At 62.8% G+C, this 24,537-nt stretch carries 15 protein-coding genes; 9 read left to right on the top strand and 6 right to left on the bottom strand.

The features are described 5' to 3' along the window. The first annotated feature begins 2 nt into the window (after window positions 1–2). A complete protein-coding gene (locus tag EKH80_RS04980) occupies window positions 3–1,784 on the top strand; it encodes an ABC transporter ATP-binding protein (protein WP_126683634.1) in 1,782 nt (593 codons plus the stop codon). 40 nt (window positions 1,785–1,824) lie between these two features. Here the strand turns inward: EKH80_RS04980 and EKH80_RS04975 are convergent, their stop codons facing one another. Beyond that, the gene (locus EKH80_RS04975; protein ID WP_126683633.1) at window positions 1,825–3,036 is read right to left on the bottom strand and encodes an MFS transporter; all 1,212 of its coding nucleotides are present in this window, start codon (window positions 3,034–3,036) and stop codon (window positions 1,825–1,827) included. 119 nt (window positions 3,037–3,155) lie between these two features. Here EKH80_RS04975 and EKH80_RS04970 point away from each other — a divergent pair, with 119 nt between their 5' ends. Both EKH80_RS04970 and ppk1 read left to right on the top strand, forming a co-directional pair. Continuing rightward, window positions 3,156–3,941: an AraC family transcriptional regulator gene (locus EKH80_RS04970; protein WP_126683632.1), complete on the top strand. Its 786-nt coding sequence runs from the start codon at window positions 3,156–3,158 to the stop codon at window positions 3,939–3,941. Window positions 3,942–4,086: 145 nt separating this feature from the next. Next, window positions 4,087–6,219, top strand: a complete 2,133-nt coding sequence (gene ppk1, locus EKH80_RS04965) for a polyphosphate kinase 1 (RefSeq protein ID WP_126683631.1) — start codon at window positions 4,087–4,089, stop codon at window positions 6,217–6,219. Between the two features lie 111 nt (window positions 6,220–6,330). Here ppk1 and EKH80_RS04960 read toward each other — a convergent pair whose 3' ends face one another. Beyond that, window positions 6,331–6,888: an NADPH-dependent FMN reductase gene (locus EKH80_RS04960; RefSeq protein ID WP_126683630.1), complete on the bottom strand. Its 558-nt coding sequence runs from the start codon at window positions 6,886–6,888 to the stop codon at window positions 6,331–6,333. A 354-nt stretch (window positions 6,889–7,242) separates the two neighbouring features. On the opposite strand from EKH80_RS04960, the gene EKH80_RS04955 reads away from it, so the two are divergent. Then, window positions 7,243–8,943 (top strand): sensor domain-containing diguanylate cyclase, encoded by a 1,701-nt coding sequence (locus tag EKH80_RS04955; protein ID WP_230473432.1) that lies wholly within the window; start codon window positions 7,243–7,245, stop codon window positions 8,941–8,943. A 69-nt stretch (window positions 8,944–9,012) separates the two neighbouring features. Here the strand turns inward: EKH80_RS04955 and EKH80_RS04950 are convergent, their stop codons facing one another. The 4 genes from EKH80_RS04950 to EKH80_RS04935 all read right to left on the bottom strand — a co-directional run bounded on the left by EKH80_RS04950 (window position 9,013) and on the right by EKH80_RS04935 (window position 13,670). Further along, window positions 9,013–11,283, bottom strand: a complete 2,271-nt coding sequence (locus tag EKH80_RS04950) for a thiamine pyrophosphate-dependent enzyme (RefSeq protein WP_126683629.1) — start codon at window positions 11,281–11,283, stop codon at window positions 9,013–9,015. 43 nt (window positions 11,284–11,326) lie between these two features. After that, window positions 11,327–11,809 (bottom strand): nucleotidyltransferase family protein, encoded by a 483-nt coding sequence (locus tag EKH80_RS04945; RefSeq protein ID WP_230473431.1) that lies wholly within the window; start codon window positions 11,807–11,809, stop codon window positions 11,327–11,329. Then, window positions 11,791–12,333, bottom strand: a complete 543-nt coding sequence (locus tag EKH80_RS04940; protein WP_126683628.1) for a GNAT family N-acetyltransferase — start codon at window positions 12,331–12,333, stop codon at window positions 11,791–11,793. Before EKH80_RS04940 ends, EKH80_RS04945 begins: the two co-directional genes overlap by 19 nt. A gap of 167 nt (window positions 12,334–12,500) precedes the next feature. Further along, a complete protein-coding gene (locus EKH80_RS04935; RefSeq protein ID WP_126683627.1) occupies window positions 12,501–13,670 on the bottom strand; it encodes an acyl-CoA dehydrogenase family protein in 1,170 nt (389 codons plus the stop codon). Window positions 13,671–13,923: 253 nt separating this feature from the next. On the opposite strand from EKH80_RS04935, the gene EKH80_RS04930 reads away from it, so the two are divergent. From EKH80_RS04930 to EKH80_RS04910, 5 genes are all read left to right on the top strand, one after another. Beyond that, a complete protein-coding gene (locus EKH80_RS04930) occupies window positions 13,924–14,808 on the top strand; it encodes a DMT family transporter (RefSeq protein ID WP_126683626.1) in 885 nt (294 codons plus the stop codon). Between the two features lie 379 nt (window positions 14,809–15,187). Then, window positions 15,188–16,459 carry an efflux RND transporter periplasmic adaptor subunit gene (locus tag EKH80_RS04925; protein WP_126683625.1) on the top strand — a complete coding sequence of 424 codons (1,272 nt, stop codon included), beginning with the start codon at window positions 15,188–15,190 and terminating at the stop codon, window positions 16,457–16,459. An 18-nt stretch (window positions 16,460–16,477) separates the two neighbouring features. Then, complete coding sequence (locus EKH80_RS04920; RefSeq protein ID WP_126683624.1) at window positions 16,478–19,585, top strand: efflux RND transporter permease subunit; 3,108 nt, start codon at window positions 16,478–16,480, stop codon at window positions 19,583–19,585. 178 nt (window positions 19,586–19,763) lie between these two features. Continuing rightward, window positions 19,764–23,072: an efflux RND transporter permease subunit gene (locus EKH80_RS04915; protein ID WP_126683623.1), complete on the top strand. Its 3,309-nt coding sequence runs from the start codon at window positions 19,764–19,766 to the stop codon at window positions 23,070–23,072. Between the two features lie 2 nt (window positions 23,073–23,074). Further along, window positions 23,075–24,526, top strand: a complete 1,452-nt coding sequence (locus tag EKH80_RS04910; RefSeq protein ID WP_126683856.1) for an efflux transporter outer membrane subunit — start codon at window positions 23,075–23,077, stop codon at window positions 24,524–24,526. Window positions 24,527–24,537 lie beyond the last annotated feature (11 nt).

Below are 24,537 nucleotides of genomic sequence, written 5' to 3'. Positions count from 1 at the left end.
CCATGTCAACCGTACTCGCTCTTTGGCGCCAGCTCGATCATCGTCAGCGGTGGCGACTGGTCGGGTTGCAACTGCTGTCGGTAGTGATGGCCATCTGCACGGTCGGTGGCATCGCCTCCGTCGTTCCTTTCTTCACCGCGCTCGCCAATCCCGACATCATCCGGCACAACGCGATCCTGCAAGGGATTTTCCGGCACCTTCAGTTCAGCAGCGAGACCTCGTTCCTGATCACTTTGGGAGTGGCCTTTGCCGGGATGGTCCTGCTGTCGAATGTCGTGAATCTGTTCGGGCAGCTGGCGATCAATCGGTTTGCTTACCAGGTCGGCGATACGCTCTACGTTCGCCTGTTCCATGGATACCTGCTACGCGACTACGCGTTTCATCTGCGCAACAACAGCTCGGTGCTCGCCACCAAGGTACTGCATGAGACCGCGCGAGTGACCTCGGGGCTGCTGCAGCAAGGACTCCTGCTGGTCACGAATGCGGTAACGGTTCTCTGCGTCGTTGCATCCATTGTGTTGCTCAATGCCCCGGTCGCCGTGGCCATCTTTGCGGGGCTGGGCGTGATCTATGCGGTGATCTACGCCTTCGCCCGTGGGCAGTTGCTGCGCAACGGCGAAGCCGCGGGCCGTTATGGCGCCGAGCGGGTCGCCACCGTCAATGAGAGTTTGGGTGCCATCAAGGAAATCCTGTTGATGCAGGGCCGCGAGCTGTTCGTGCAGCGATTCGCCCGGCAATGCAGCGCATACTCGCATGCGTTATTTAGAATCTTTGCCGTCTCGCAGAGTCCGCGATATATCCTCGAATGCGTGACTGTTGTTTGCCTCGTTGGCGTCGCCCTATATTTCCGCAGCCGCACCGGTGCCGCCGGCCCGTGGGTAGCGCAATTGAGCTTCGTCGGGTTTGCCGCCTATCGACTGCTGCCGTTGCTGCACCAGGCATTTACCTCCGTGGTAAAGATTCGCGCCGATCACCCCGCATTCGTCAGCATCAACGCCGACATGCCCCGCTTCCCGCCGGAGGAGACGCCGGCTCCCAGCGAAACGGACCTGGCAATGTGGCACGGCAGGCCACGCAAGGAAATAAGCTTGCGCGAGGTGTGCTTTCACTATGCAGCGGACTGTCCCGCGGCACTCTTGAATGTCTCGCTCGCCATTCCCGCAGGCTCGGTAGTAGGTTTCATTGGGCGCAACGGTTCCGGCAAGACGACCCTGCTCGATCTGGTCAGTGGATTGCTCTCGCCGCAATCGGGATGCATCGAGGTCGACGGAGTGACCCTTGATAACACGAATTGGAACGCGTGGCGCTCCACCATCGCCTATGTTCCGCAGCAAGCATTCCTGCTCGACGCAACGTTTGCTCAGAACATCGCCCTGGGCGTCCCCACCGAGCAAATCGACATCGAGCGGGTGGAAACGGCGGTGCGGCAGGCCAGCCTGGAGGAGTGCGTGGCCGCCTTTCCCAACGGCCTTCACGAACGGCTCGGCGAGCGCGGCAGCCGTTTGAGCGGCGGGCAGCGACAACGGCTAGCCATTGCGCGAGCGCTGTATCGTGAGGCTTCGGTGTTGATCATGGATGAAGCGACGAGCGCGCTTGACGTTGCCGCCGAGAGCGCGATCGTCGAGATGCTCAACACGTTGCGAGGCGACCGCACCATACTCGTCGTCGCGCATCGAACCCAGTCGTTGCGCTACTGCGATCTGATCTTCGAGCTGGACGGCGGCAGGATCGTCCGAGAGGGAACTTATGGCCAGATTCTGGCATCAGCCAAGGCGCTTGCCTAAGGAAACTCTGAACCTATTCAGAGTTTCCCTAACAGCGTACTCACACGCGCTGACGCTTTTCCAAATCCGGCAAAAACACGGCCAGCACGCCTATCAGCGGCAAATACGCACACAACGAATACACGTAGCCGATGCCGTGCGCATCCGCTACCCGCCCAAGCACCGCGGCGCCAATGCCGGCCATGCCAAAGGCCAAGCCGAAGAACAGGCCGGAGACCATGCCCACGCGCCCCGGAATCAGCTCCTGCGCATAAACCAGGATCGCCGAGAACGCGGACGACAGAATCAGGCCGATCAACACGGACAGCACGCCGGTCCAGAACAGGTTGGCGTGCGGCAGGGCCAGGGTGAACGGCGCCACGCCGAGGATCGACACCCAGATCACCCACTTGCGTCCGATCCGGTCACCCACCGGGCCGCCGATCAAGGAACCCGCCGCCACAGCGAACAGAAACACGAACAGATGCATCTGCGCGGCCTGCACCGACAGGCCGAAGTTATGCATCAGGTAGAACGTGAAGTAGCTGCTGATGCTGGCGAGATAGAAATACTTGGAGAAGATCAGCAGGCCCAGGATCAGCAGGCACGCGATCACCTTGCTGCGGCTCAGCGCTTCGCCAGCCACATGGCGCACCGTTTGGCTGCGGCTGACGTGATGCAATTGGTACCAGCGCCCCACCTGCAATAGCACCACCATCGCCAACAGCGCGGCCAGCGAAAACCAGGCGATGCTGCCGCGCCCATGCGGCACGATGATCCACGCCGCCAGCAGCGGCCCCAGCGACGCCCCGGTATTACCGCCCACCTGGAACAACGACTGCGCCAGGCCGTGCTGCCCGCCTGAGGCCAGGCGCGCTACGCGCGAGGATTCCGGATGGAACACGGAAGAACCCGTTCCCACCAGTGCAGCCGCCAGCAACAGCACGGGGAAATTCGGCGCGATCGCCAGCAACAGCAAACCGCACAGGCTGGAGCCCATGCCGACCGTCAGGGAATAAGGCATCGGCTTGCGATCGGTCACCATGCCGACCAGCGGCTGCAGCAGCGAAGCCGTCACCTGGTAGGTGAGCGTGATCAGGCCCACCTGCGCAAAGCTGAGCTGGAAACCGCTTTTCAGCAGCGGATAGATCGCAAGTATCAACGACTGGATCATGTCGTTGAGCAGGTGCGAAAAGCTGATCGCGCCCAGGATGGTGTAATCCGTGCGTGGCGCTGTCGACGGCAGCGAAACCGATTCGGTGGAGTTCTGCATGGTCCCTCGAGGTTGGGGATAGGTTGGACTGAGCGCCAGGCTGTAGGCGATACGTTAAGGTAGCCAGGGGTCGGCCTGCATACACTATCGGGTCAACTTCTATCGAAATTGGGCCAGTCATGAGAAATACCCGGGTCATCGGCTACGAGGACATACCCCGCGACGTTGTTGCCACCGGCAACGACTACCCGGCCGGCCTGGTCCTGCCCGGCCACCGCCACAAACGCGGGCAATGTCTGTATGCCGTCACCGGCGTGCTCACCGTCATGACCAGCGAGGGTAGCTGGGTGGTGCCGCCCTACCGTGCACTGTGGATTCCCGCCGGCATCATCCATGCCGTGCATATGGGCGGTCTTACCAGCACGCGCAGCGCCTACGTACTGCCCGAAGTCGCCGCACAGGCCGACCTCCCCGAGCACTGCACGGTCATCAGCGTATCGCCGTTGTTGCACGCGCTGCTGTCCGAAGCGGTGGATCTGCCTGCCGAATATACGCTTGGCACTCGCGACGACTACCTGATGCGCCTGCTGGTGCAGGAAATCGCCCGCATGCCGGCCCTGCCCTTAAACACACCCTTGCCGCAGGACTCCAAGCTGGCCGCCTTGTGCCGGTCATTGCTGGAATCGCCCTCGCTGGACGTCGATATCGACAGCATGGCCCGCAGGGCCGACATGAGCCGCCGCAGCTTTACCCGCCTGTTCCGCGAGCAGACCGGCATGAGCTTCAGCGCCTGGCGCCAGCAGGCCTGCCTGATGGCGGCCCTGGTGCGCCTGGGGCGCGGGCAGTCCGTGACGCATGTGGCGATGGAGCTCGGCTACAGCAGTACCAGCGCCTTCACCGCGGCGTTCCGGCGTACGCTCGGGGCTACGCCCAGTCATTACCTGATCGCAGGCAGCACTTCCTGACTGCCTGCTTTTTTGCGCGACGTATGTCATAACCATGTCAACGCGGCCCCGCACCATGGCAAACCCGTGGCATGCTGGAAGGCGCTACGTACCCGTCACGAAATCAATGCATCGCCCGATCAGCAACCCCCCTACCGAGGACACCATGTCCGCAGCCATCCTGCCCACCACGGAAACCGCAGAAGCCGCGCCGGCGGTCGACCTCAACGACAAAGCGCATTACATCCATCGTGAACTGTCGCAGTTGCAATTCAACAATCGCGTGCTGGAGCAGGCGCTGGACGAGCGTACACCGCTGCTGGAACGACTGAAGTTTCTGCTGATCTTTTCCAGCAACATGGATGAATTCTTCGAGATCCGTGTGGCGGGCCTGAAAAGCCAGCTCGCCTTCGGGCATGAGATCGTAGGGCCAGACGGCATGCCGCCCAGGCAGGCGCTGAACGAGATCAGCGAGATCGCGCATCGCCAGATTGCGCGCCAGTACGCGATCCTCAACGAGCGCCTGCTGCCGGACCTGGATCGCCATGGCATTCGCATCGTACGCCGCGAGAACTGGTCGCCGGCGCAGAAACGCTGGGTCCAACGCTACTTCCGTCAGGAAGTGGCGCCGATGATGACGCCGATCGGCCTCGACCCCACCCATCCGTTTCCCCTGCTGGTCAACAAAAGCCTCAACTTCATCGTCGAACTGGAAGGCGTGGACGCGTTCGGGCGTGATTCGGGCCTGGCTATCCTGCCAGCACCGCGCGTGCTTCCACGCATCATGCGCCTGCCGGAGGAAGTTTGCGAAGGCGGTGAAAATTACGTGCTGCTGTCATCGATCATCCACGCGCACGCGGAAGAGCTGTTCCCCGGCATGGAAGTGCTCGGCTGCTATCAATTCCGCCTTACGCGCAACGCCGACCTCACCATCGACCCGGAAGAAATGGACGACCTCGCCCGCGCGCTGCGCGGCGAGCTGTTCTCACGCCGCTTCGGCGACGCCGTGCGCCTGGAAGTGGCGGACAACTGCCCGAAGAAACTCACCGACTACCTGCTCAAGCAGTTCGGCCTGACCGAGGTGGAGCTGTATGAAGTCAACGGCCCGGTGAACCTCACCCGCCTGTTCGGCATCATCAACCGCAGCCAAAGCCCGCAACTGCAGTATCCGCCCTTCGTGCCGGCGATCCCCAAGGCGCTGAAGAAAGCCGAGGACCTGTTCCAGGTGATCAGCAAGCAGGACGTACTGCTGCTGCATCCCTTTGAATCCTTTGCGCCAGTGGTGGATCTGCTGCGCCAGGCCGCGAAGGACCCGGACGTGCTCACCATCGAGCAGACGCTATACCGCACCGGCGCCAACTCGGAAATCGTGGATGCCCTGGTGGAAGCCGCGCGCGCCGGCAAGGAAGTGATCACGGTGGTGGAACTTCGCGCGCGCTTCGATGAAGAATCCAACTTGAGCCTGGCGCAGCGCCTGCAGCAAGCCGGCGCAGTGGTGATCTACGGCGTGGTCGACGTGAAAACGCACGCCAAGATGATGCTGATCCAGCGCCGCGAAGGCCAGAAGCTGCAGCGCTATGCGCACCTGGGCACCGGCAACTACCACAGCGGCAATGCGCGCCTGTACACCGACTACAGCCTGCTCACTTCCGACGTGGCGCTGTGCGAGGACGTGCACAAGCTCTTCAGCCAGCTCACCGGCATGGGCAAGCTGTTGAAGATGAAGAAGCTGCTGCATGCGCCATTCACGCTGAAGAAGTCGCTGCTGGACCTGATCGCGCGCGAAACCGCCCACGCGGAAGCCGGCAAACCTGCGCACATGATCATCAAGATCAATGCGCTCACCGATGCGAAGATGATCCGTGCGCTGTACAAGGCCAGCATAGCCGGCGTAAAGGTGGATCTGCTGGTACGCGGCATGTGCTGCCTGCGGCCGGGCATTGCGGGCGTTTCGCAAAACGTCCGCGTTCGCTCGATCGTCGGTCGCTTCCTTGAGCACAGCCGCGTGTACTGGTTCGCCAATGACGGTGACGAACGCATGTATCTGGCTAGCGCGGACATGATGGAACGCAACCTGGACCGCCGCGTCGAAACCGGTTTTCCGATCGAGGACCGGAAACTGCGCCAGCGTATCCGCAAGGAGCTGGATCTCTACGTCGCCGACACCACCACCACCTGGGAACTGAACACGGACGGCAACTACTCGCGATTGCATCCGCTCGATGGGCAGGCTACACACGATGTCCAGCGGCAATTGCTGGAGAAGTATTGCGGCGCGGGGGCGCCGGCGGCGCCGTAACGCCCAACTCTGGTAGGCTGGAATGACAATCCCAGCATCGCGCGGGTTGCATCCATGGCAATGCTGGGTTTAGCAACCCAGCCTACGACCATGCCGTGGCGAAGACACGGATCACGCATGCGCGTGCCGCTTCACCCACTCCACATACCGGTCGACGAAGCCCTGTAGAAACTTCCTGGTGCTTTCCACGCCGATATTCCCCTCCTCGTCGATCAGTCCATCGCTGAACTTGAGGAACACTTCCGGTTGCCCCATCAGCGGCACGTCCAGATAAGCCAGCACGTTGCGCAGATGCTGCTGCGCCAGCGCCGCACCGGTGGCGCCCACGGAAATGCCGATCACAGCGCCCGGCTTGTTGGCAAAGGCGCTCGTACCGTACGGGCGCGAAGCGATATCGATGGCGTTCTTCAGTACGCCGGGCATCGAGCGATTGTATTCGGGAGTGACGAACAGCAGTGCGTCGGCCGATTTGATCTGCGTCTTCAGCTGCTGGCATACCGGCGGGTAGTCGCTATCGAAATCCTGGTTGTACAGCGGCAGGTTGTCGATGCGTACGTGCTCGAACGACCACTCCGACGGCGCCAGCCGCTCCACGGCCCTGGCCAGTTTGCGGTTGAAGGAATCCTTGCGCAGGCTGCCGACCAGCACTGCCACCTTGATTGCAGACATACCGCTCTCCTTGGGAAGCCGTCATCGGATCGCGAAGACCCTACGCCGGCGGGGTGCAACTTGGCGTGAGCCAGCTGGCATGACGCAAGCATGGGTAATGGCATGCGTCCTGCATGGCTGTCTTTGTTACGCCGTTGAAAGGCGTTACCGTTCCATTCGGGGAGCGTCGGCATTTTTCCGCCCAGGCCAAATCAGGCGGCAGGTGACCAAACCTGTCATGGCCATCGCGGCGGCGGCCGGCACACAAAAAGAATCGGAAGCGCGCATTCACTTCAAGGAACGGGGGTTGAGGTGGCGGGGGAGGCATCGCGAAAACTGGGCCGCAGGCATAGGTGGCTGTTGGCTGCCCTGCCCTTGATTTGGCTGCTTTGGTCTTCGCTGGCGGCCACCGGCACAGGTGTGCCTCTGCGTGGCGCCTGGCGTGAAGTGGCGCGCGACGACACCACCGAGTCCATTATGGCCGCGTTCCGGCAGGGGTCGCTCAAGACGTTCGATCCCGTGCTGCTGCAGCGTTTTCCTCGCAACGCCATGGGCAACTGGGTGGTGCTGCAGCCGCAAACAACTGGCTTGGATGGGGAAAACGTCGTGTCGATCTACCCTGCCCCCCTGGGCTCAGTCACGATCTATGGAGAGCAAGGTTTCACCCAGACCTATGCCATGGGCGATTTCAACGCTTCGCTCCACGGGCACGGCCGGCTGGCGTTTCGTCTGGCGCCCGGCCAGGCCCCATCGGCACCGATCCTGCTGAAGCTCGAACCCGGCAGCAGCATGGCCGCTCCCGCGCGCTTCGCCGTGCAGGGCATGGATGAATTCCTGCTGGAGGACTCCACCTGGCTCAGTTTTGCCACGGCGAGTTTCGCCGTGATGGCGACCATGGCGCTGATGGCCTTGTGTTTCGCCATCATGCTGCGCGACGTGACCTTCGCCTGGTACACCGGCTACATGCTTTGCTACGTGGTGGTGCAAGGCGTGCAGACCGGCTTCCTGTTGCATCCGCTCGGACTGAGCTGGCTGGTCGGGTCGGAAGTGCTGGTGGGCGCGTCAGCGGTGGCACTGTCGGTATCGTTTGCAGCGCTGTTCGTCAGCCGGTTCTGCGACGTCCAGCGTTATGCGCCGGCTCTGCGGGTACCGGTGATCGCACTGGGCTTTGCGATGCCGCTGATCGTGGTGCTGCGCTGTACCGACATCGATGCGCTGGTGGTGATGGCGCAGACGCTGGTGAATCCGGTGCTGATTCTCGGCGCCTTGCTGCTGCTGGTCACCGCCCTGTTGGCTGGTGTACGAGGCTCGCGCCAGGCCTGGTTCTTCCTGGCCGGCTGGACTCCCTTGCTCGTGCTCACCGCCATGACCAGCGCCCAGGCCACCGGCGCCCTGCCGAACCTGGACTGGCTGAATGACGCGAGCATCGGCATGGGCGCATTCGAAGCTATCGTGCTGTCGCTAGGTCTGGCCGATCGCGCACTCACCATGCGGCGCGACCGCGACAGCGTGCGCGTGCTGGCTGATCGCGACGCCCTCACCAATATCCTCAATCGCCGCGCCTGGACCGAGGCAGCCAACCGCCTGCTGACCGAAACCGCAGACACGGAGCGCCCCATTGCCCTGCTGTTTCTCGACCTGGACCACTTCAAGATGCTCAACGACCTGCAAGGCCACGCCGCCGGTGATCGCGCGCTGGTCGCCGTGGCCCAAATGTTGGGCCATGAACTGCGCCCCACCGATCTGCTTGGCCGCTACGGCGGCGAGGAGTTCGTCGCCATGCTGCACGATGTAAACCAGGAGCAAGCCCTGCAAGTGGCGACACGGCTACGCCGGCGCGTACACCGGCTGGAAATTCCGGTGATCTGTGAAGACCTGCGCCTGAGCGTGAGCATCGGCCTGGCAATGCGCAGCATGGGCGATACCCTGGACACGTTGGTCGAGCGCGCGGATCAGGCGATGTATTACGTGAAGCTGCATGGACGCAACCAGGTGCATGCCTATGAGCGGCGAACGGAGATGTATGGCACGCAGCGGTCGAAGACGCATTCCACGCTAGATCCCCCTGAAGCGTAGGTTGGGGTGCAAACCCCAACCTCTAGATGGATGGACATGGCAGGGTTGGAGTTTGCACCCCAACCTGCGTCATGCGCGGGCAGCCAGCTTCTTCGCCGCCGCCACCACTTCCGCATCGCCCGGCAAGACCAGGAATGCCGCGCCGGCCAATGGCGTATAAGTATCCGCCCCCACTACGCGTTCCAGTGGCGTGCTGCCAAAGCCGGCTTCCACCACCGCGGTGATGATGCCCTCGCCTACGCCCGCGCTCTTACGCCCTTCATCCAGCACGAGGATGTGTTTGGCGCTTTTCGCCTGGGCGGCAATGAAGGCATCGTTGAGCGGGGCCAGCCAACGCAGGTCGACAACGCGCACTTTCCAGCCCAGTTCCTGCTCGATGCCGCGCGCCGCGCGCAAAGCCATCGGCACGCCGTTGCCGAAGGTGAAGACCACCAGGTCATTGGCGTCCGCCTGGTAGACGCGGCCTTCGCCCAGCGGCATCGCTTCGCCTGGCGCAGGATAGGCGAACTGCCACTTGCCATCGCCCGCCTCGTAAAGGTCCTTGGTCATGTACAGCGCGATCGGCTCCAGGTACGCGCAGACCCGACCATCCACTTTCGCCAGCGCCATCATCGTGCGCAGCATGGTGGCCGCGTCATCGCCGCGACTCGGGCAACCAACGACCAGACCCGGAATATCGCGCAATGCCGCGATCGAATTGTCGTTGTGGAAATGACCGCCGAAACCGCGCTGGTAACCCAGCGACGCGACGCGCATCAGCAGCGGATTGCGGTACTGGTTATTGGAGAAGAACTGCAGCGACGCCGCTTCGCCACGGATCTGATCGCAGGCGTTATGGAAGTACGCCAGGTACTGGATTTCCGGAATCGGCAGCATACCCATGTTGGCATAGCCCTGGGCCAGACCGAGGATGACCGTTTCATCCAGCAGCGTGTTGAACACGCGATTGCCCTTGAACGTTTTATGCAAGCCCTTGGTGACGGTGTAGACACCACCCTTCTGCGCGACATCCTCGCCGAACAACAGCGATTCGGGGTACTTCGCCATCAGCTCGTGCAAGGCCTGGTTGATCTGGATCGCCAGGTGGCGCGGCGGCTGCTTTTCAGGCAGTTTGTCTTCGCCGCCGAACACGGCCACGCGCTTGTCCTGGTAATCGGCACGTTCGGCTTCGGCCTGCACTGCGTGCGGTGTATAGGGCGCCAGCGGCGCCATCACTTCGTCCAGGGTTTGCAGCCGGGGGCGGCGATCGGCGTCTTCCGCCGCGGCAAAGCAGCGTTTGCGGGTGGTTTCGTTCAAGGCCAGCAATTCGTCCTTGCCGTACAGGCCCGATTCCAGCGCAATGGCAGCGGAACGCAGCAACGGATCGGACGCTTCCACCGTCACCAGCTCTTCGATGCTGCGCCACTCGATTTCGAAATCGGTGCCGGCGTGGCCCATGATGCGTGTGGTCTTCAGATGCAGGAAGGTGGGGCGGCGCGTGCCGCGGCAATGATCCACTGCGCGCTGCACTTGCTCGTAACCGCTCGCCAGATCCAGGCCGTCGGCGAAGAAATAATCCAGGTCGGAGCGATGCTGGAAGTTGTTCGCCACCCAGCCGCTGGGCGTCTTCACCGAAATGCCAATGCCGTTGTCTTCGCAGACGAACAGCACCGGGGCGGGCAGCTTCTGATAGGCGGTCCATGCCGCAGCATTGAAAGCCGTCTGCGCAGTGGCGTGATTGCTGGAGGCGTCGCCGAACGAACAGATGGCGATCGAGTCAGCGGGAATCGGCAGCGTATGACCGATGCGTCGCGCCTGCTCGATGGCGATTGCCGTACCCAGCGCCTTGGGCAGATGCGAAGCGATGGTCGAAGTTTGCGGCAACACCCATAGCGGTTTGCTGCCCCATACCTTGTGGCGGCCGCCGGAAGCAGGATCTTCCTGGCTGGCGGCGAACGACAGCGCCGAATCCATCACCGGATCCATGCCCGGCAGCTTGCGGAAGCGTTCCGCCATGAAGCCGCCGGAGCGATAGTGCAGGAACGCCGGATCGGTATGCCGCGTGAGCCGCGCCACCATCGCATTGCCTTCGTGGCCGGAACTGCCAATGGTGTAGAACACTTTGTTCTGCACGCGCAGCACGCGCGCCATCAAGTCGAGATGACGCGAGATCAGCTGCGACTCCAGCAATTGGCGAAAGCCATGCGCGTCGAGCGCGCTGCCCGGCAACACAGGTTCGTGGTCGCGTGGCCGAGCGCGGACTTCGCCCTGCCAGAGCTGCACGAACTCGGTGAAGTTCTGGTCGACGATCTCGGCGCGGTTGAAACCCTTGTGGCGGGCGGCGATGGGTGTGGATGACATAGGGCGAAGGTTCTCTGCTTTTGATCAGTGGGCGCGACGATGCTTATACGGCGCGCAGCAGCTCGGCGCGCGCCCGGTCTTTGGGACGGCCGAAACTTTTCAATAGACGAATCTGTTCGACACGCGACGGAATCGGCACGGCGATACCGGCGACGTCCACGTGCACGATTTCGTTCACTTGGACCGGCAGCCAGTCGCCGGCCTGGTTCAATTCAAGGCCGCCCATCACTTCGAGCGGCAGGCCGGGAAAACGGAAGCGCGCAAAATGGGAGCGGAAGCGATCGGCGCCTGCGGGCGTATACGAGCCATCCAATCGCGACGACCACAAGGCAGTCAGTTGCTGCGCATCGGCGGCGCTGGTCAGCAGATCGAGGTCAGCCACCTCTACCGCAGCGCCGGCCAGCGCGCAGGCCGCGCTGCCAATCACCACCCACGGGTCTCGGCAATGCGACCGCAGCAGCGGCACGCTCGTTGCAATTGCTTCCCGCAATGCCTGGCCGGGATGCATCATCGGCGGTTCGACCATTCTTCCCGCGTCTGTCCCCAGATTTCGGCGACGACGTCCTGATAGGGCTCAGGCAGATTCGAATGGCGCAGGAAGCGGGAGCCCAGGCGCTTGGCCAGCGCGATCGACGGATGGTTGTCCGAATTGATCGAGTGGATGACCTCCGTCCAGCCCAGCTGTGCGAAGGCCCAATCGATGGCGGCCGCCGCGCCTTCGTAGGCATAGCCTTTGCCCCAGGCCTCGCGCGCCAGGCCCCAGCCCACCTCGGTGCCGGGCCAGCCTTCCGGATGCCAGGGACCGAGGCGGCCGATCCAGCGGCCGGTGGACTTTTCGACGACCGAGAACATCGAGAAACCCTGCACCATCCAGGCGCCCGCCAGCGAGAGAAAACCGCGCCACGCCACGGCACGCGGCTGCACGCCGCCGATGAAGTGGGCCGCCTCGGGGTCCGCCATGTTGGCGGCGTAGGCTTCGAAGTCCTCGCGCATCGGCGGACGCAGGATCAGGCGTTCGGTTTCGATGATGCGAATGTCGTGGCTGGACACGGTGGGCTTCCCGAAAGCTTTGCGCGAGGTCGTTTTTTGCCGTCATTTCCGCGGACGCGGAAGCGCTTTTCAACAGCGGATGCTGGTCAATCCATCTTCGCTTTTACATCAAATACATCAAAACAAGATGGGTTCCCGCTTAGGCGGGAATGACGTCCGGCTGTTTGTCAGAACGCGTTGATACCGGTCAGCTCGCGTCCCACCACCAGCTGGTGCACGGTCTCGGTGCCCTCATAGGTGATCACGGATTCCAGGTTCAACGCATGACGGATGGCCGAATGTTCCACCGTGATGCCGGCGCCGCCGAGCATGTCGCGGCAGTCGCGCGCGATGTCGAGCGCCATGCGCACGTTGTTCCACTTCGCCAGCGAAACCTGCGTGGGCTCCATCTTGCCGGCGTCTTTCAGGCGGCCCAGTTGCAGCGACAACAGCTGCGCGCTGGTGATGCGGCGGGCCATATCGGCCAGCTTCAGCTGGATCGCCTGGTTGGCAGCCAGCGGACGGCCGAACAGCACGCGCTCTTGCGTGTAGTCGATCACTTCCTTCAAGCATGCCTGCGCGGCGCCGATCGGGCCCCAGGTGATGCCGTAGCGCGCTTGCGTGAGGCAGCCAAGCGGACCTTTCAGGCCTTTCACGTTCGGCAGGCGCTGCGCATCGGGTACGCGTACGTTGTCCAAGAACAAGGCCGAGGTGACGGAGGCGCGCAAGCTCATCTTCTTGTGCACTTCCTGCGCGGTGAAACCCTTGCTGTCGGTGGGCACGATGAAGCCCTGGATGCCATCGTCGGTCTGCGCCCACACGATCGCGATGTGCGCCAGGTTGCCGTTGGTGATCCACATCTTGGCGCCGTTGATGATCCAATCGCCGCCGTCCTTCCTGGCGTTGGTCTTCATGTTGGCCGGATCAGAGCCGCCGTGCGGCTCGGTCAGGCCGAAGCAGCCGATGATTTCGCCCGCCGCCATTTTCGGCAGGTACTGCATCTTCTGCTCTTCGTTGCCATAGGCATAGATGGGATACATGCACAGCGAGCTTTGCACCGAAGCGAAACTGCGCAGGCCGGAATCGCCGCGCTCGAGTTCCTGGCAGATCAGGCCGTAGCTGACGCCGTTCATGCCGGCACAGCCGTATTTTTCCGGGAGGGTGGCGCCCAGCAGGCCGAGGCTGGCGATTTCCGGAATCAGCTCGCCCGGAAAACGCCCCTGGTCGAAACAGTCGCCGATGATGGGCAGCACTCGTTCGTCAACGAAACGACCTACGGTGTCCTGCACCATGCGCTCCTCGTCGCTGAGCAGGGAACGGACGTCATACAGGTCGAGCGGATTCAAGCGGGCGGCCATAGAGATTCCGGGAAACGGTCGGGGAAGCCCTATAGTGTAGCGGGGGGCCTTGACGGTGGTCATGCCGGGGTGCAACAGCGGTCGTCAGCCTGGCGCAAAGGGCGCCCTGGCCGCATGGGAGCCCCTTCGGGCCCGCACATTGTCATTCCCGACCTGCAAGGTATCCTGCCCGAGCTATCCCGCCCCCTCGCTCGAACCATCAAAAACGGCCTCTTCGCATGGGCTTGAAAGCCGCTGCCCCCTCGGAACCCGCATGATCAAAGGCATCCTTCTCGGTTTCGCCAGCTTCGCGGCCTATGCGATCAGCGATGCCTTCGTGAAGGCCTTGCATGGTTCGATACCGCCCTACGAGTCGGTGTTCTTTGGCGCCGTGTTCGGCCTCTGGGCGCTGCCATTCATGATGAAAAAGGGTGACCGCTGGCGCGACGTGGTGACGGCGCAGCGCCCCTCCCTGTGGTGGGTGCGCGCGGTGGCCGGCGCCGTCGGCAACATCGCCTCGGTCACGGCCTTCACCCTGCTGCCGATGGCCGAGGTGTTCACGATGATCTTCCTGATGCCGATCTTCGTGACCCTCCTGTCGGTGATTTTTCTGAAGGAGCACGTCGGCTGGCGCCGCTGGTCGGCGGTGGTGGTCGGCTTTGCCGGTGTCCTGGTGGTCTTGCGTCCGGGGTTTCGCGCCTTGGGCGTGGGCGACATCGCCGGCCTGGTATGCGGGCTGTTCGCCGCGGCATCGGTGGTGGCGCTGCGCATGGCCGGGCCGCACGAGAAGCGCATCAGTCTTTATGGTGCCGGCGTGATCGGTCCGCTGATCGTCGGCTGCGTACTGATGCTGCCCCATTTCCGCTGGCCCGTCCTGCACGAATGGAGCCTGCTCGCAGGCTATGGCCTGCTTGCCGCGTTGGCCGGCGTACTGCTGACGTATGCCACCTTGATCGCTCCGGCCAATCGCGTGGCGCCTACGCAATACAGCCAGATGCTATGGGCCATCGGATTCGGCTATTGGCTGTTCGGCGACCAACTCGACTGGCCGATGCTGCTCGGCATCGTGATGATTTTGGGGGCGGGCCTGTTCACCCTGGTACGCGAAGAGAAAGTCACGCTTTGGTGGCGGCGGCAGAAGATCGTGATCGGCGAGTAGGCTGGGATGACAATCCCAGCATCAGGACATCGTATGACAAGCTGGGATTGCCATCCCAGCCTGCGAATCAGGGTCTAAGTCCTGCCTAAGGCATCGCAGCTATCTTGCCGTCAAGCATTGCCGGGCACGTGTTGGCAACATCAAATAGCACCCTAGGGAACTCGTAAAAAGCCCCCTGAAGGCAGGTTCATGCCCATGGATTGATTCACGGGTTGGAAACGGGAGGCCACCAGACTGTGTCAACCATGCAAGCGACGAGCCGTTAAGGAACAATCCGACCGTCGCGTTGACGGACCTCTGCCGCCCAAGCCGCTGGCGGCCTGCATTTCAAATCTAAAGGGCTCTTGCTTTGGTCAGGAGCCGGTATCTGGAGAGGGTTATGAGTGCGGATACTCCGCGAACAGCCGGGCACTCGCGCAGCAAGCGTGGCTTGTGGATCAGCGTGGTGGTCGCCCTAGCGGTCATCGCCCTGGTGCTGTTCCACCTGTTCAATCGCCCACCGCAGAAGACCGGCGTTCCATCGCAGGTGGTAAGCGTCGCCACCTCCAGGCTGGGCGACATGCCGCAGATCATCCATTCGCTAGGTACGGTTACGCCGCTGGCCACGGTCACCGTCTTGCCGCAGTTGAGCGGCTACCTCACCGAGGTCGCCTTTGAGGAAGGGCAGGAAGTGAAAAAGGGGCAGTTCCTGGCCCAGATCGATCCGCGCCAGTACCAGATCAGCAAGCAGCAGGCCGAAGCGCAGCTGGCCAAGGACCAGGCTACGCTCGACCAGGCCCGCACCGACCTGGGCCGCTACACGCAGCTCTACCAGAAGAAGTCGATCGCCGAGCAGACGTACATGGACCAGAAGTTCCTGGTCCAGCAATACGCAGCGGCCGTGAAGTCGGACCAGGCCAGCATTGCGCAATTCGACCTCGATCTTCAGTACTGCCATATCACGGCGCCGGTCGACGGCAGGCTCGGCCTGCGCCTGGTCGATCCGGGCAATTACATCACCCCCTCCAGCACCAGCGGGATCGTGGTGATCACCACGATGAAGCCCACCACCGTGCAGTTCACGGTTCCGCAGAATTCGCTCGGCCGGGTGCTGGAGCGCTTCAACTCCGGCGCAAAGCTGGCGGTGACCGTGTTCAACAGCGACAACACCCGGCAGCTCGCCGTCGGTTCGCTGTATGCCATCAGCAATCAAATGGCCACCAGCACGGGTACCGTCACGCTGCGCGCAAGCTTTCCCAACGACAATGAAGCGCTGTATCCGAACGAATTCGTCAACGCGCAATTGCTGGTGGATACGCTGCATGACGCCGTACTGGTGCCGGCTCCCGCCGTACAAACCGGCGCACCCGGCGATTACGTATTCCTGGTCAATGGCGACGACACGGTGTCGGTGCACAAGGTGACGCTAGGCCCTAGCGATGGCAAGTACACCGCGATCCTCGCCGGCCTTTCCGCCGGCCAGACCGTGGTGACAGACGGCACCGACCGCTTGAGCGACGGCGCGAAGATCCGCGTTGCGCAGGCGCGTCCCGCCGGATCGGGCAGTGCGAGCGCACCCGCTTCGCCATCTTCCTCCGGCCCCTTGCACGGGGGCGGCAAAAGGAGGCACAACTCCGGCGCGGATGCCGGCTCCACCTCCTCCGCGTCGTAATCGACAGGCTTTGATCGGATGAATATCTCCCGCCTGTTCGTACTCAGGCCCGTGGCGACGTCGCTGCTGATGATCGCTTTGGTGCTGGTGGGCCTGGTAGCGATGCGCTTCCTGCCGGTGTCGTCGCTGCCCAGCGTCGACTACCCGACCATCCAGATACAGACCTTCTATCCGGGCGCAAGCCCGTCCGTGATGGCCACCACTGTGACCGCGCCGCTGGAAGTGCAGCTGGGCCAGATTCCAGGCCTGCAGCAGATGACGTCCAGCAGCTCCGCCGGCGCATCGGTGATCACTTTGCAGTTCAACCTTTCGCTCAACCTCGACGTGGCCGAGCAGAACGTGCAGGAAGCGCTCAACGCGGCCAACAGCCTGCTGCCAAGCGGGCTGCCTGCGCCACCGACGTATGCCAAGGTGAACCCCGCAGACCAACCGATACTCACGTTGGCGGTGACGTCCAAGTCGATGTCGCTGACGCAATTGCAGGACGTGGCGAACAACCGCCTGGGCACCAAGATTTCCGAAGTTTCAGGCGTAGGCCTGGTCACGCCTTCCGGCGGCAACGTGCCTGCCGTGCGCGTGGAGGCCGATCCGCAGAAGCTCGCCTCCTATGGCCTCAATATCGACGATCTGCGCTCGCTGCTGGCCAACGTCAACGTGAGCCAGCCCAAGGGCAACTTCGACGGCCCTGAGCTGGACTACACGATCAACGGCAATGACCAGATCCAGGATCCGAAGGATTACCTGGACACGGTCGTCTCCTATCAGAACGGCGCACCGGTCTATCTGCGCGACGTCGCGCGCGTCACCCAATCGGCGCAGAACAGCGAACTGGGGGCCTGGTACAACAACACACCGGCCATCGTACTGAACGTGCAACGCCAGCCGGGCGCGAACGTGATCGCCACGGTCGACCAGATCAAGCGGATCCTGCCCGAGCTCGAGTCCACCCTGCCGGCCGGCATGCACGTGTCGATCGTCAACGACAGCACCGGCGAGATCCGCGCTTCCGTGGCCGATGCAGCCTTCGAGCTGGTGCTGGCGGTGATCCTGGTGGTGCTGGTGATCTTCGTGTTCTTGCGCAACCTCCCCGCCACCATCATTCCCAGCATTTCCGTACCGGTATCGCTGATCGCCACGCTGGCGATGATGTACGAGCTCAATTACTCCATCGACAACCTGTCGCTGATGGCGCTGATCATCGCCACCGGCTTCGTGGTGGACGACTCGATCGTGATGATCGAGAACATCGTCCGCTATCTGGAGGAAGGCGAAACGCCGTTGAATGCGGCCTTGATCGGCGCCGGGCAGATCGGCTTCACCATTCTGTCGCTCACCGTGTCGCTGATTGCCGTGCTGATTCCCCTGCTTTTCATGGGCGGCGTGATCGGCCGCCTGTTCAGCGAATTCGCCGTCACGCTCGCGGTGACCATCGTGATCTCCGGCGTGGTATCGCTCACCCTCGTACCCATGCTGTGTGCACGCATCCTGCGCGCCCAGGCCGAGCGCCATCCGAGCCGCTTCGAACGGATCAGCGAAGGGCTTTTCAACAAATTGCTGCATGCGTACGAACGCGGCCTGCGCTTCGTGATGAGCCACCAGACCGCGACGTTGGCCACTTTCCTGGTGACGCTCGTCGTCACCGTAGTGCTGTACGTGGCGATCTCCAAAGGCCTGTTCCCGGTGCAGGACGTAGGTGTATTGCAAGGCATCAGCGTCGCCGACAATTCAGTGTCCTACAACAGCATGGTGGATCGCCAGACACAATTGGCCGATGCCATCCTGAAGGACAAGGACGTTTCCAGCCTCACCTCGTACGTGGGTATCGACGGCACCAACACCACGCTCAACAATGGCCGCTTCCTGATCAACCTGAAGCCGCGTGACGACCGCTCCGATACCGCCGCTCAAATCGCGCGGCGCATCCAGGACGAAGCGGCGCAAGTGCCCGGCATCAAGCTGTATCTGCAGCCGGAGCAGGATCTGACCCTCGATACCACTGTATCGCCGAACCAATACCAGTTCGTGCTGCGCGGACCGAGCCAGCAGGCGTTCCAGCAGTACGTGCCGGCACTGCTCTCGCGTATGAAGCAGCTCAGCTCGATCACCGACGTCACCAGCAACCTGAACAATGAAGGCCTCAGCGTCAACGTCAACGTGAACCGCCAGCTGGCGGCTCGTTTCGGCATCACGGCGGCCACCATCGACAATGCGCTGTACGACGCGCTGGGCCAGCGCATCGTGTCGACCATCTTCAACCAGTCGAACCAGTACCGCGTGATCCTGGTCGCCAAGCCGGAGAATCTGCCGACGCTGGACTCCCTGGGCGATCTGTATCTGCCCAGCCAGACCGCCAGCAGCGGCCAGGTGCCGCTGAAGGCGATCGCGAAGATCGAGGTCGCCAAGTCGCCGCTGGTGGTCAGTCACCTGGCGCAATTCCCGGCGGTGAGCATTTCGTTCAACTTGGCCGACGGAACCTCGTTGAGCAAGGCGGTGCAGGAGATCAGCCAGGCCGAACAGGCGGTCAAGCTGCCACCGTCGATCACGTCTTCGTTCCAGGGCGCGGCGCAGGCGTTCCAGGATTCGCTGTCCAGTGAGGTCTATCTGCTGATCGCTGCGCTGGTGGCGGTCTACATCGTGCTCGGTGTGCTGTATGAGAGCTTCATTCACCCGGTGACGATCCTCTCGACTTTGCCATCGGCCGGTATCGGAGCGTTGCTGGCGTTGATGCTTGCCGGCGCCGACCTGGACATCATCGGCATCATCGGCATCGTGCTGCTGATCGGCATCGTGAAGAAGAATGCGATCATGATCGTGGACTTCGCGCTCGAAGCCGAACGCGATCATGGCAAGCCGCCGGCGGAAGCGATCTTCGAAGCATCGCTGTTGCGTTTCCGCCCGATCCTGATGACTACGCTGGCGGCGATGCTTGGCGCGCTGCCGATGCTGGTCGGCACCGGCACCGGTTCGGAGCTGCGCCGGCCATTGGGTTTGGCCATCATCGGCGGCCTGACGCTCAGCCAGTTGCTGACGCTGTTCACCACGCCGGTGATCTATTTGTTCTTCGACCGGTTGGCACAGCGGTTCCATCGCAAGCCGTCGCTGGCGGCTGGGGATAGAACGCCATGAGCATGAGCGTGCGGTTTGCTCTGCTCCCTCCCCTACGTGCAGCAGGGGAGGGTTGGGGTGGGGTGAAGCCCACAAGCTCGCGGCAGGTTCAAAGATCTCGGCAAGCTCGAACAACCCCACCCCAGCCCTCCCCTGCGTACCGGAGAGGGAGTCAGTTCATGGCTGCGAGTGATCGCTCATGAACATCTCCGCCCTGTTCATCCGCCGCCCCGTCGCCACCACCCTGCTGGCGATCGCCATCCTGCTCTCCGGCGGGCTGGCGTATTTCCGCCTGCCGGTGGCCCCGCTGCCGAACGTCACCTACCCGGTGATCGTCGTGCAGGCCAGCATGGCCGGCGCCAGCCCGGAGATCATGGCCGCCACCGTGGCGGAGCCGTTGGAAAAACGCCTGGGCGCGATTGCCGACGTCACCCAAATGACCTCGACCAGCGACGTCGGCTCCGCAAACATAGTGGTGCAATTCGGCCTCAACCGCGACATCAACGGCGCTGCCCGCGACGTGCAGGCAGCCATCCAGGCCTCGCGCGCGGACCTGCCTTCCACGCTTCGCAACAACCCCACCTATCGTGAATACAACCCGGCCGACTCACCGATCATGGTGCTGGCGCTCACCTCCGATACGCTCACGCGCGCGCAGCTCTACGATTCGGCCAACTCGGTGATCCAGCAGCAACTTTCGCAGATCGACGGCGTGGGACAGATCACCCTGGGCGGCAGTGCCCTGCCCTCGGTGCGCGTGGAACTGGAGCCGGATAGGCTCAACAGCTACGGCATCGGCCTGGAGGACGTGCGCGCCGCGATCAGCGCCGCCAACGCGAATAGCGCCAAGGGCCACATCGATCAGAACGGCCTGCGCTACGAAGTCACCTCCAACGACCAGATCAACAAGGCTGCGCCCTACCGCGACCTGATCATCGCCTACCGCAACGGCTCGCCGGTGCAGTTGCGCGACGTTGCCGACGTGCAGGATTCGGCCGAAAACATCCGCAACATGGGCTTGTACAACGGCAAGCCGGCGGTACTGGTGATCGTGTTCCCGTTGCCGGGCAGCAATATCGTCAACACCGTGGCACAAATCCACAAAGTGCTGCCGTCGATCGAAGCGGCCTTGCCGAGCAGCATCAGGATCGGCGTCGCGATCGATCGCTCGGTATCGGTCAACGCGGCGGTCGGAGACACCGAGCGCTCGCTGTTTGTCGCCGTGCTGCTGGTGATCGGCGTGGTCTTCGTGTTCCTGCAGTCGCCACGCGCGATCCTGATTCCGTCGGTGGCGCTGCCGCTTTCGATCATCGGCACGTTCGGGCCGATGTATCTGATGGGCTACAGCATCGACAACCTCTCCCTGATGGCGCTCACCATCGGCACCGGTTTCGTCGTGGACGATGCGGTAGTGGTGCTGGAAAACATCGTGCGCCACGTGGAGGCGGGCATGGATGTGCGCGAGGCGGCGTTGAAGGGCAGCAGCGAAGTCGGCTTCACGGTGATCTCGATGAGCCTGTCGCTGATCGCGGTGTTCACGCCGATCCTACTCATGCCCGGCATCATCGGCCTGTTGTTCCACGAATTTGCGGTAACCCTGTCGACCGCCATCCTGTTGTCGATGGTGATATCGCTCACGGTTACGCCCGCCATGGCCGCTTATCTGCTCAAGCCCGGCGCCGCAATGCATTCGAGGGCGAGCTGGGCAGTGTGGTATGAGCGGCAATTCGAGCGCTTCAAGCACGCCTACTCGCGTTCGCTCAGCGCCGTACTCGATCGTGCCCCCCTGGTCGGCCTGACCCTGATCGGCCTGCTGGTGCTCAACGTCCTCCTGTTCAAGCTGTTGCCGTCCACGTTCTTTCCCGAGCAGGACAACGGCATCCTGATGGGCCAGCTCATCGCCGACCAGAGCATTTCCTTTCAAGCGATGGAAAGGAAACTGGCGCAAATGCAGGCGATCGTGCAGCAAGACCCCGCCGTCGCTTCGGTGGCGGGCTTTACCGGCGGCCGCGCACTGAACACCGCCAGCTTGTTCGTGGAGTTGAAGCCCCTGGCCGAACGCAAGCTTTCGGCACCGCAGGTGGTGGAGCGCCTGCGTCCGAAGCTCAACGCCATTTCCGGCGGCAAGCTGTTCCTGCAGGCGGCGCAGGACTTGCGCATCGGCGGCAGGCAATCCGCTTCCGAATACCAGTACACCCTGACCGGCGACGACCCCGAAGCGCTGTACCGATGGATTCCCAAGCTGGTTACCGAACTTGGCAACCACCGCGGCCAGTTGCTGGACGTGAATTCCGACCTGCAGCAACACGGCCTGCAGATCTACGTCAACTTCGACCGCTCCAGCATGTCGCGCTACGGCTTCGCGCCCAACCAGATCGACAGCGTTCTTTACGACGCGTTCGGCCAACGCACCGTCTCGACCGTCTACAACGAACTGAACCAGTACTACGTGGTGATGGAGGTCGCGCCGAAATACTGGCAGTACCCGCAAATGCTCGATCGCATGTATTTCAGCAAGGCGGCAGGCAATGCCAGCGGCACCCAGCAGACACAGATGCCGTCGAGCACGGTCAAGGGCGTACTGAACTATCTGGCCGTCAACACGGCATCGAGAGCGAACTCGTCGACCAGTTCGCTCAATGCGGACGCGCGAGCCAATCAGCTGACCAATGCCATTTCCAACTCCAAGGGCGGCAGTTCCAGCGGCAGCGCGGACAGTACCGCCGCCGAAACCATGGTGCCGTTTCCGACCATGCTGGGCTACGTTAGCAACCACACCCCCACGGAAGTTGCCCACCAGGGCGGATTAGCGGCCGGCACCATTTCATTCAACCTGCCGCCAGGAGGCTCCCTGGGCAATGCCCTGTCGGCGATCCAGCAGGCCATGGGGGACTTGGGGCTGCCGGCATCCATCCACGGCGCCACCGCCGGCGCGGCACAGGTGTATTCGCAATCGATGTCGACCATGCCGCTGCTGATTCTTGCCGCGCTCGGCACGGTGTACATCGTGCTCGGCATGCTCTATGAGAACACCGTGCATCCCATCACCATTCTTTCCACCCTGCCTTCGGCAGGCATCGGCGCCACGCTGGCCCTGCTCATCTTCGGCACGCCGTTCTCGGTGATTGCGATGATCGGCATCATCCTGCTGATCGGCATCGTCAAGAAGAACGCGATCATGATGATCGACGTGGCGATCCATCTGCAGCGCGACGAAGGCTACGATCCGGTAAAGGCCATCCATGACGCTGCGGTCATGCGTCTACGCCCGATCATGATGACTACCGCAGCGGCCGTGCTCGGCGCGGTGCCGCTGGCCGTCGGAATCGGCCAGGGCGCGTCGCTGCGCCAGCCACTTGGCATTACCGTCATGGGCGGCCTGATTCTCAGCCAGGTGTTCACTCTGTACACGACACCGGTGATCTATCTCTACCTTGATCGTCTGCGTGCAAGGCTGGCCCTGTGGTCGGCCACGCTGCCGTGGAACCGATCGGATGCGAGTACGTGACTATGAAGACTTTGCATACGGCTCTGGCCGCCTCGGTGGCGCTGCTGCTCGGCGGCTGCATGGTGGGTCCGGACTACCATCGACCGCAGTTGTCCGTGCCCACGAAGTACAAGGAGCTGCCCGGCTGGATGGCCGCTTCGCCCGATGCAGATGCCGCCCCCAAAGGGGATTGGTGGACCGTGTTCAACGACCCTGAGCTCAATCAATGGGAGCCGATGGTATCGGTGTCCAACCAGACTGTGCAGAAGGCATATGCCAACTACCAGGAGGCGCTTGCCAGCGTGCAGGTGGCGCGCGCCGCCCTGTTTCCAACTCTCGGCATCACCGGTTCGGCGGCCAAACAGCGCAGCTCGGGCAGCAGTACGTTCGGTACAACCTCTTCGCGGCGTGCAATCGGCACCTCCGGCTCGCTGGAAGGCAATGCAAGCTGGGTACCTGACCTGTGGGGCAAGGTGCGACGCCAGGTCGAGGAGAACAAGGCCACTGCCCAGGCCAGCCAGGCCACGCTCGCCGATACCAGCTTGTCCGAGCAGATCCTCCTGGCCAACGCCGTGATCGAACTGCGCATCTCCGACGCCGATATCAATCTGCTGCGCAAAACGGTGGACGCCTATACCGAATCCTTGCGCGTAGTGGAAAACCAGGGGGCCGCCGGCACCGCGCGGCCTTCCGACGTAATTACCGCACGCACGCAACTGGAGAGCGCCAGATCCAATCTGATCGCACTGGGCGTGGCCCGCGCGCAATATGCGCACGCGATTACCGTGCTGCTCGGCAAGAACCCGGAAGAGCTGGACATCCCGCCCAGCACGAGCCTGCCGGCGCTACCAACCGTTCCGGTCGTGGTGCCTTCGGCACTGCTGCAGCGCCGCCCCGATATCGCCGTGGCCGAGCGCCAGGTGGCCGCGCAGAACGCGGCAATCGGGGTGGCCGTGGCCGCGTACTATCCCGATCTGAGCTTGTCCGCTGCCGATGGCTTTTCGCAGGCGCCGCTGGCCGGCCTGCTGCACGTCGCCAACCACGTGTGGTCGCTAGGCGCCGGCGTAAGCGAAACCGTGCTCGACTTCGGCGCTCGCCACGGTCAGGTCGCAGCGGCCAGGGCCACCTATGAAGCGGCGATAGCCAACTATCGCGGCACCGTGCTGAATGCGCTCGAGGACGTGGAGAACGACCTTTCCGACCTGCGCATCCTCGCCCAGCAGGCCCAGGTGCAGGATGCGCTGGTACGCGATGCCTCGCAAGGCGCACAGATCGCTCTCGACGAATACCAGGCCGGCACGTCCGATTACACCACCGTCGCCGCCGCCCAGGCCTCACAGCTGAGCGCGCAGCAGAGTTCGCTGAGCATCCTGCAGCAACGGCTGCTCGATACGGTATCGTTGATCGGTGACATGGGCGGCGGCTGGTCGGCCGATCAGCTCAATGCCGCGCAAAAATCGACCATCCACCGCTGATCCTGCACCCG

The organism is Dyella choica (assembly GCF_003977665.1).
In the GTDB taxonomy this organism is placed as follows: Bacteria; Pseudomonadota; Gammaproteobacteria; order Xanthomonadales; family Rhodanobacteraceae; genus Dyella_B; species Dyella_B choica.
This window is presented reverse-complemented; position numbering and strand designations above follow the sequence as displayed.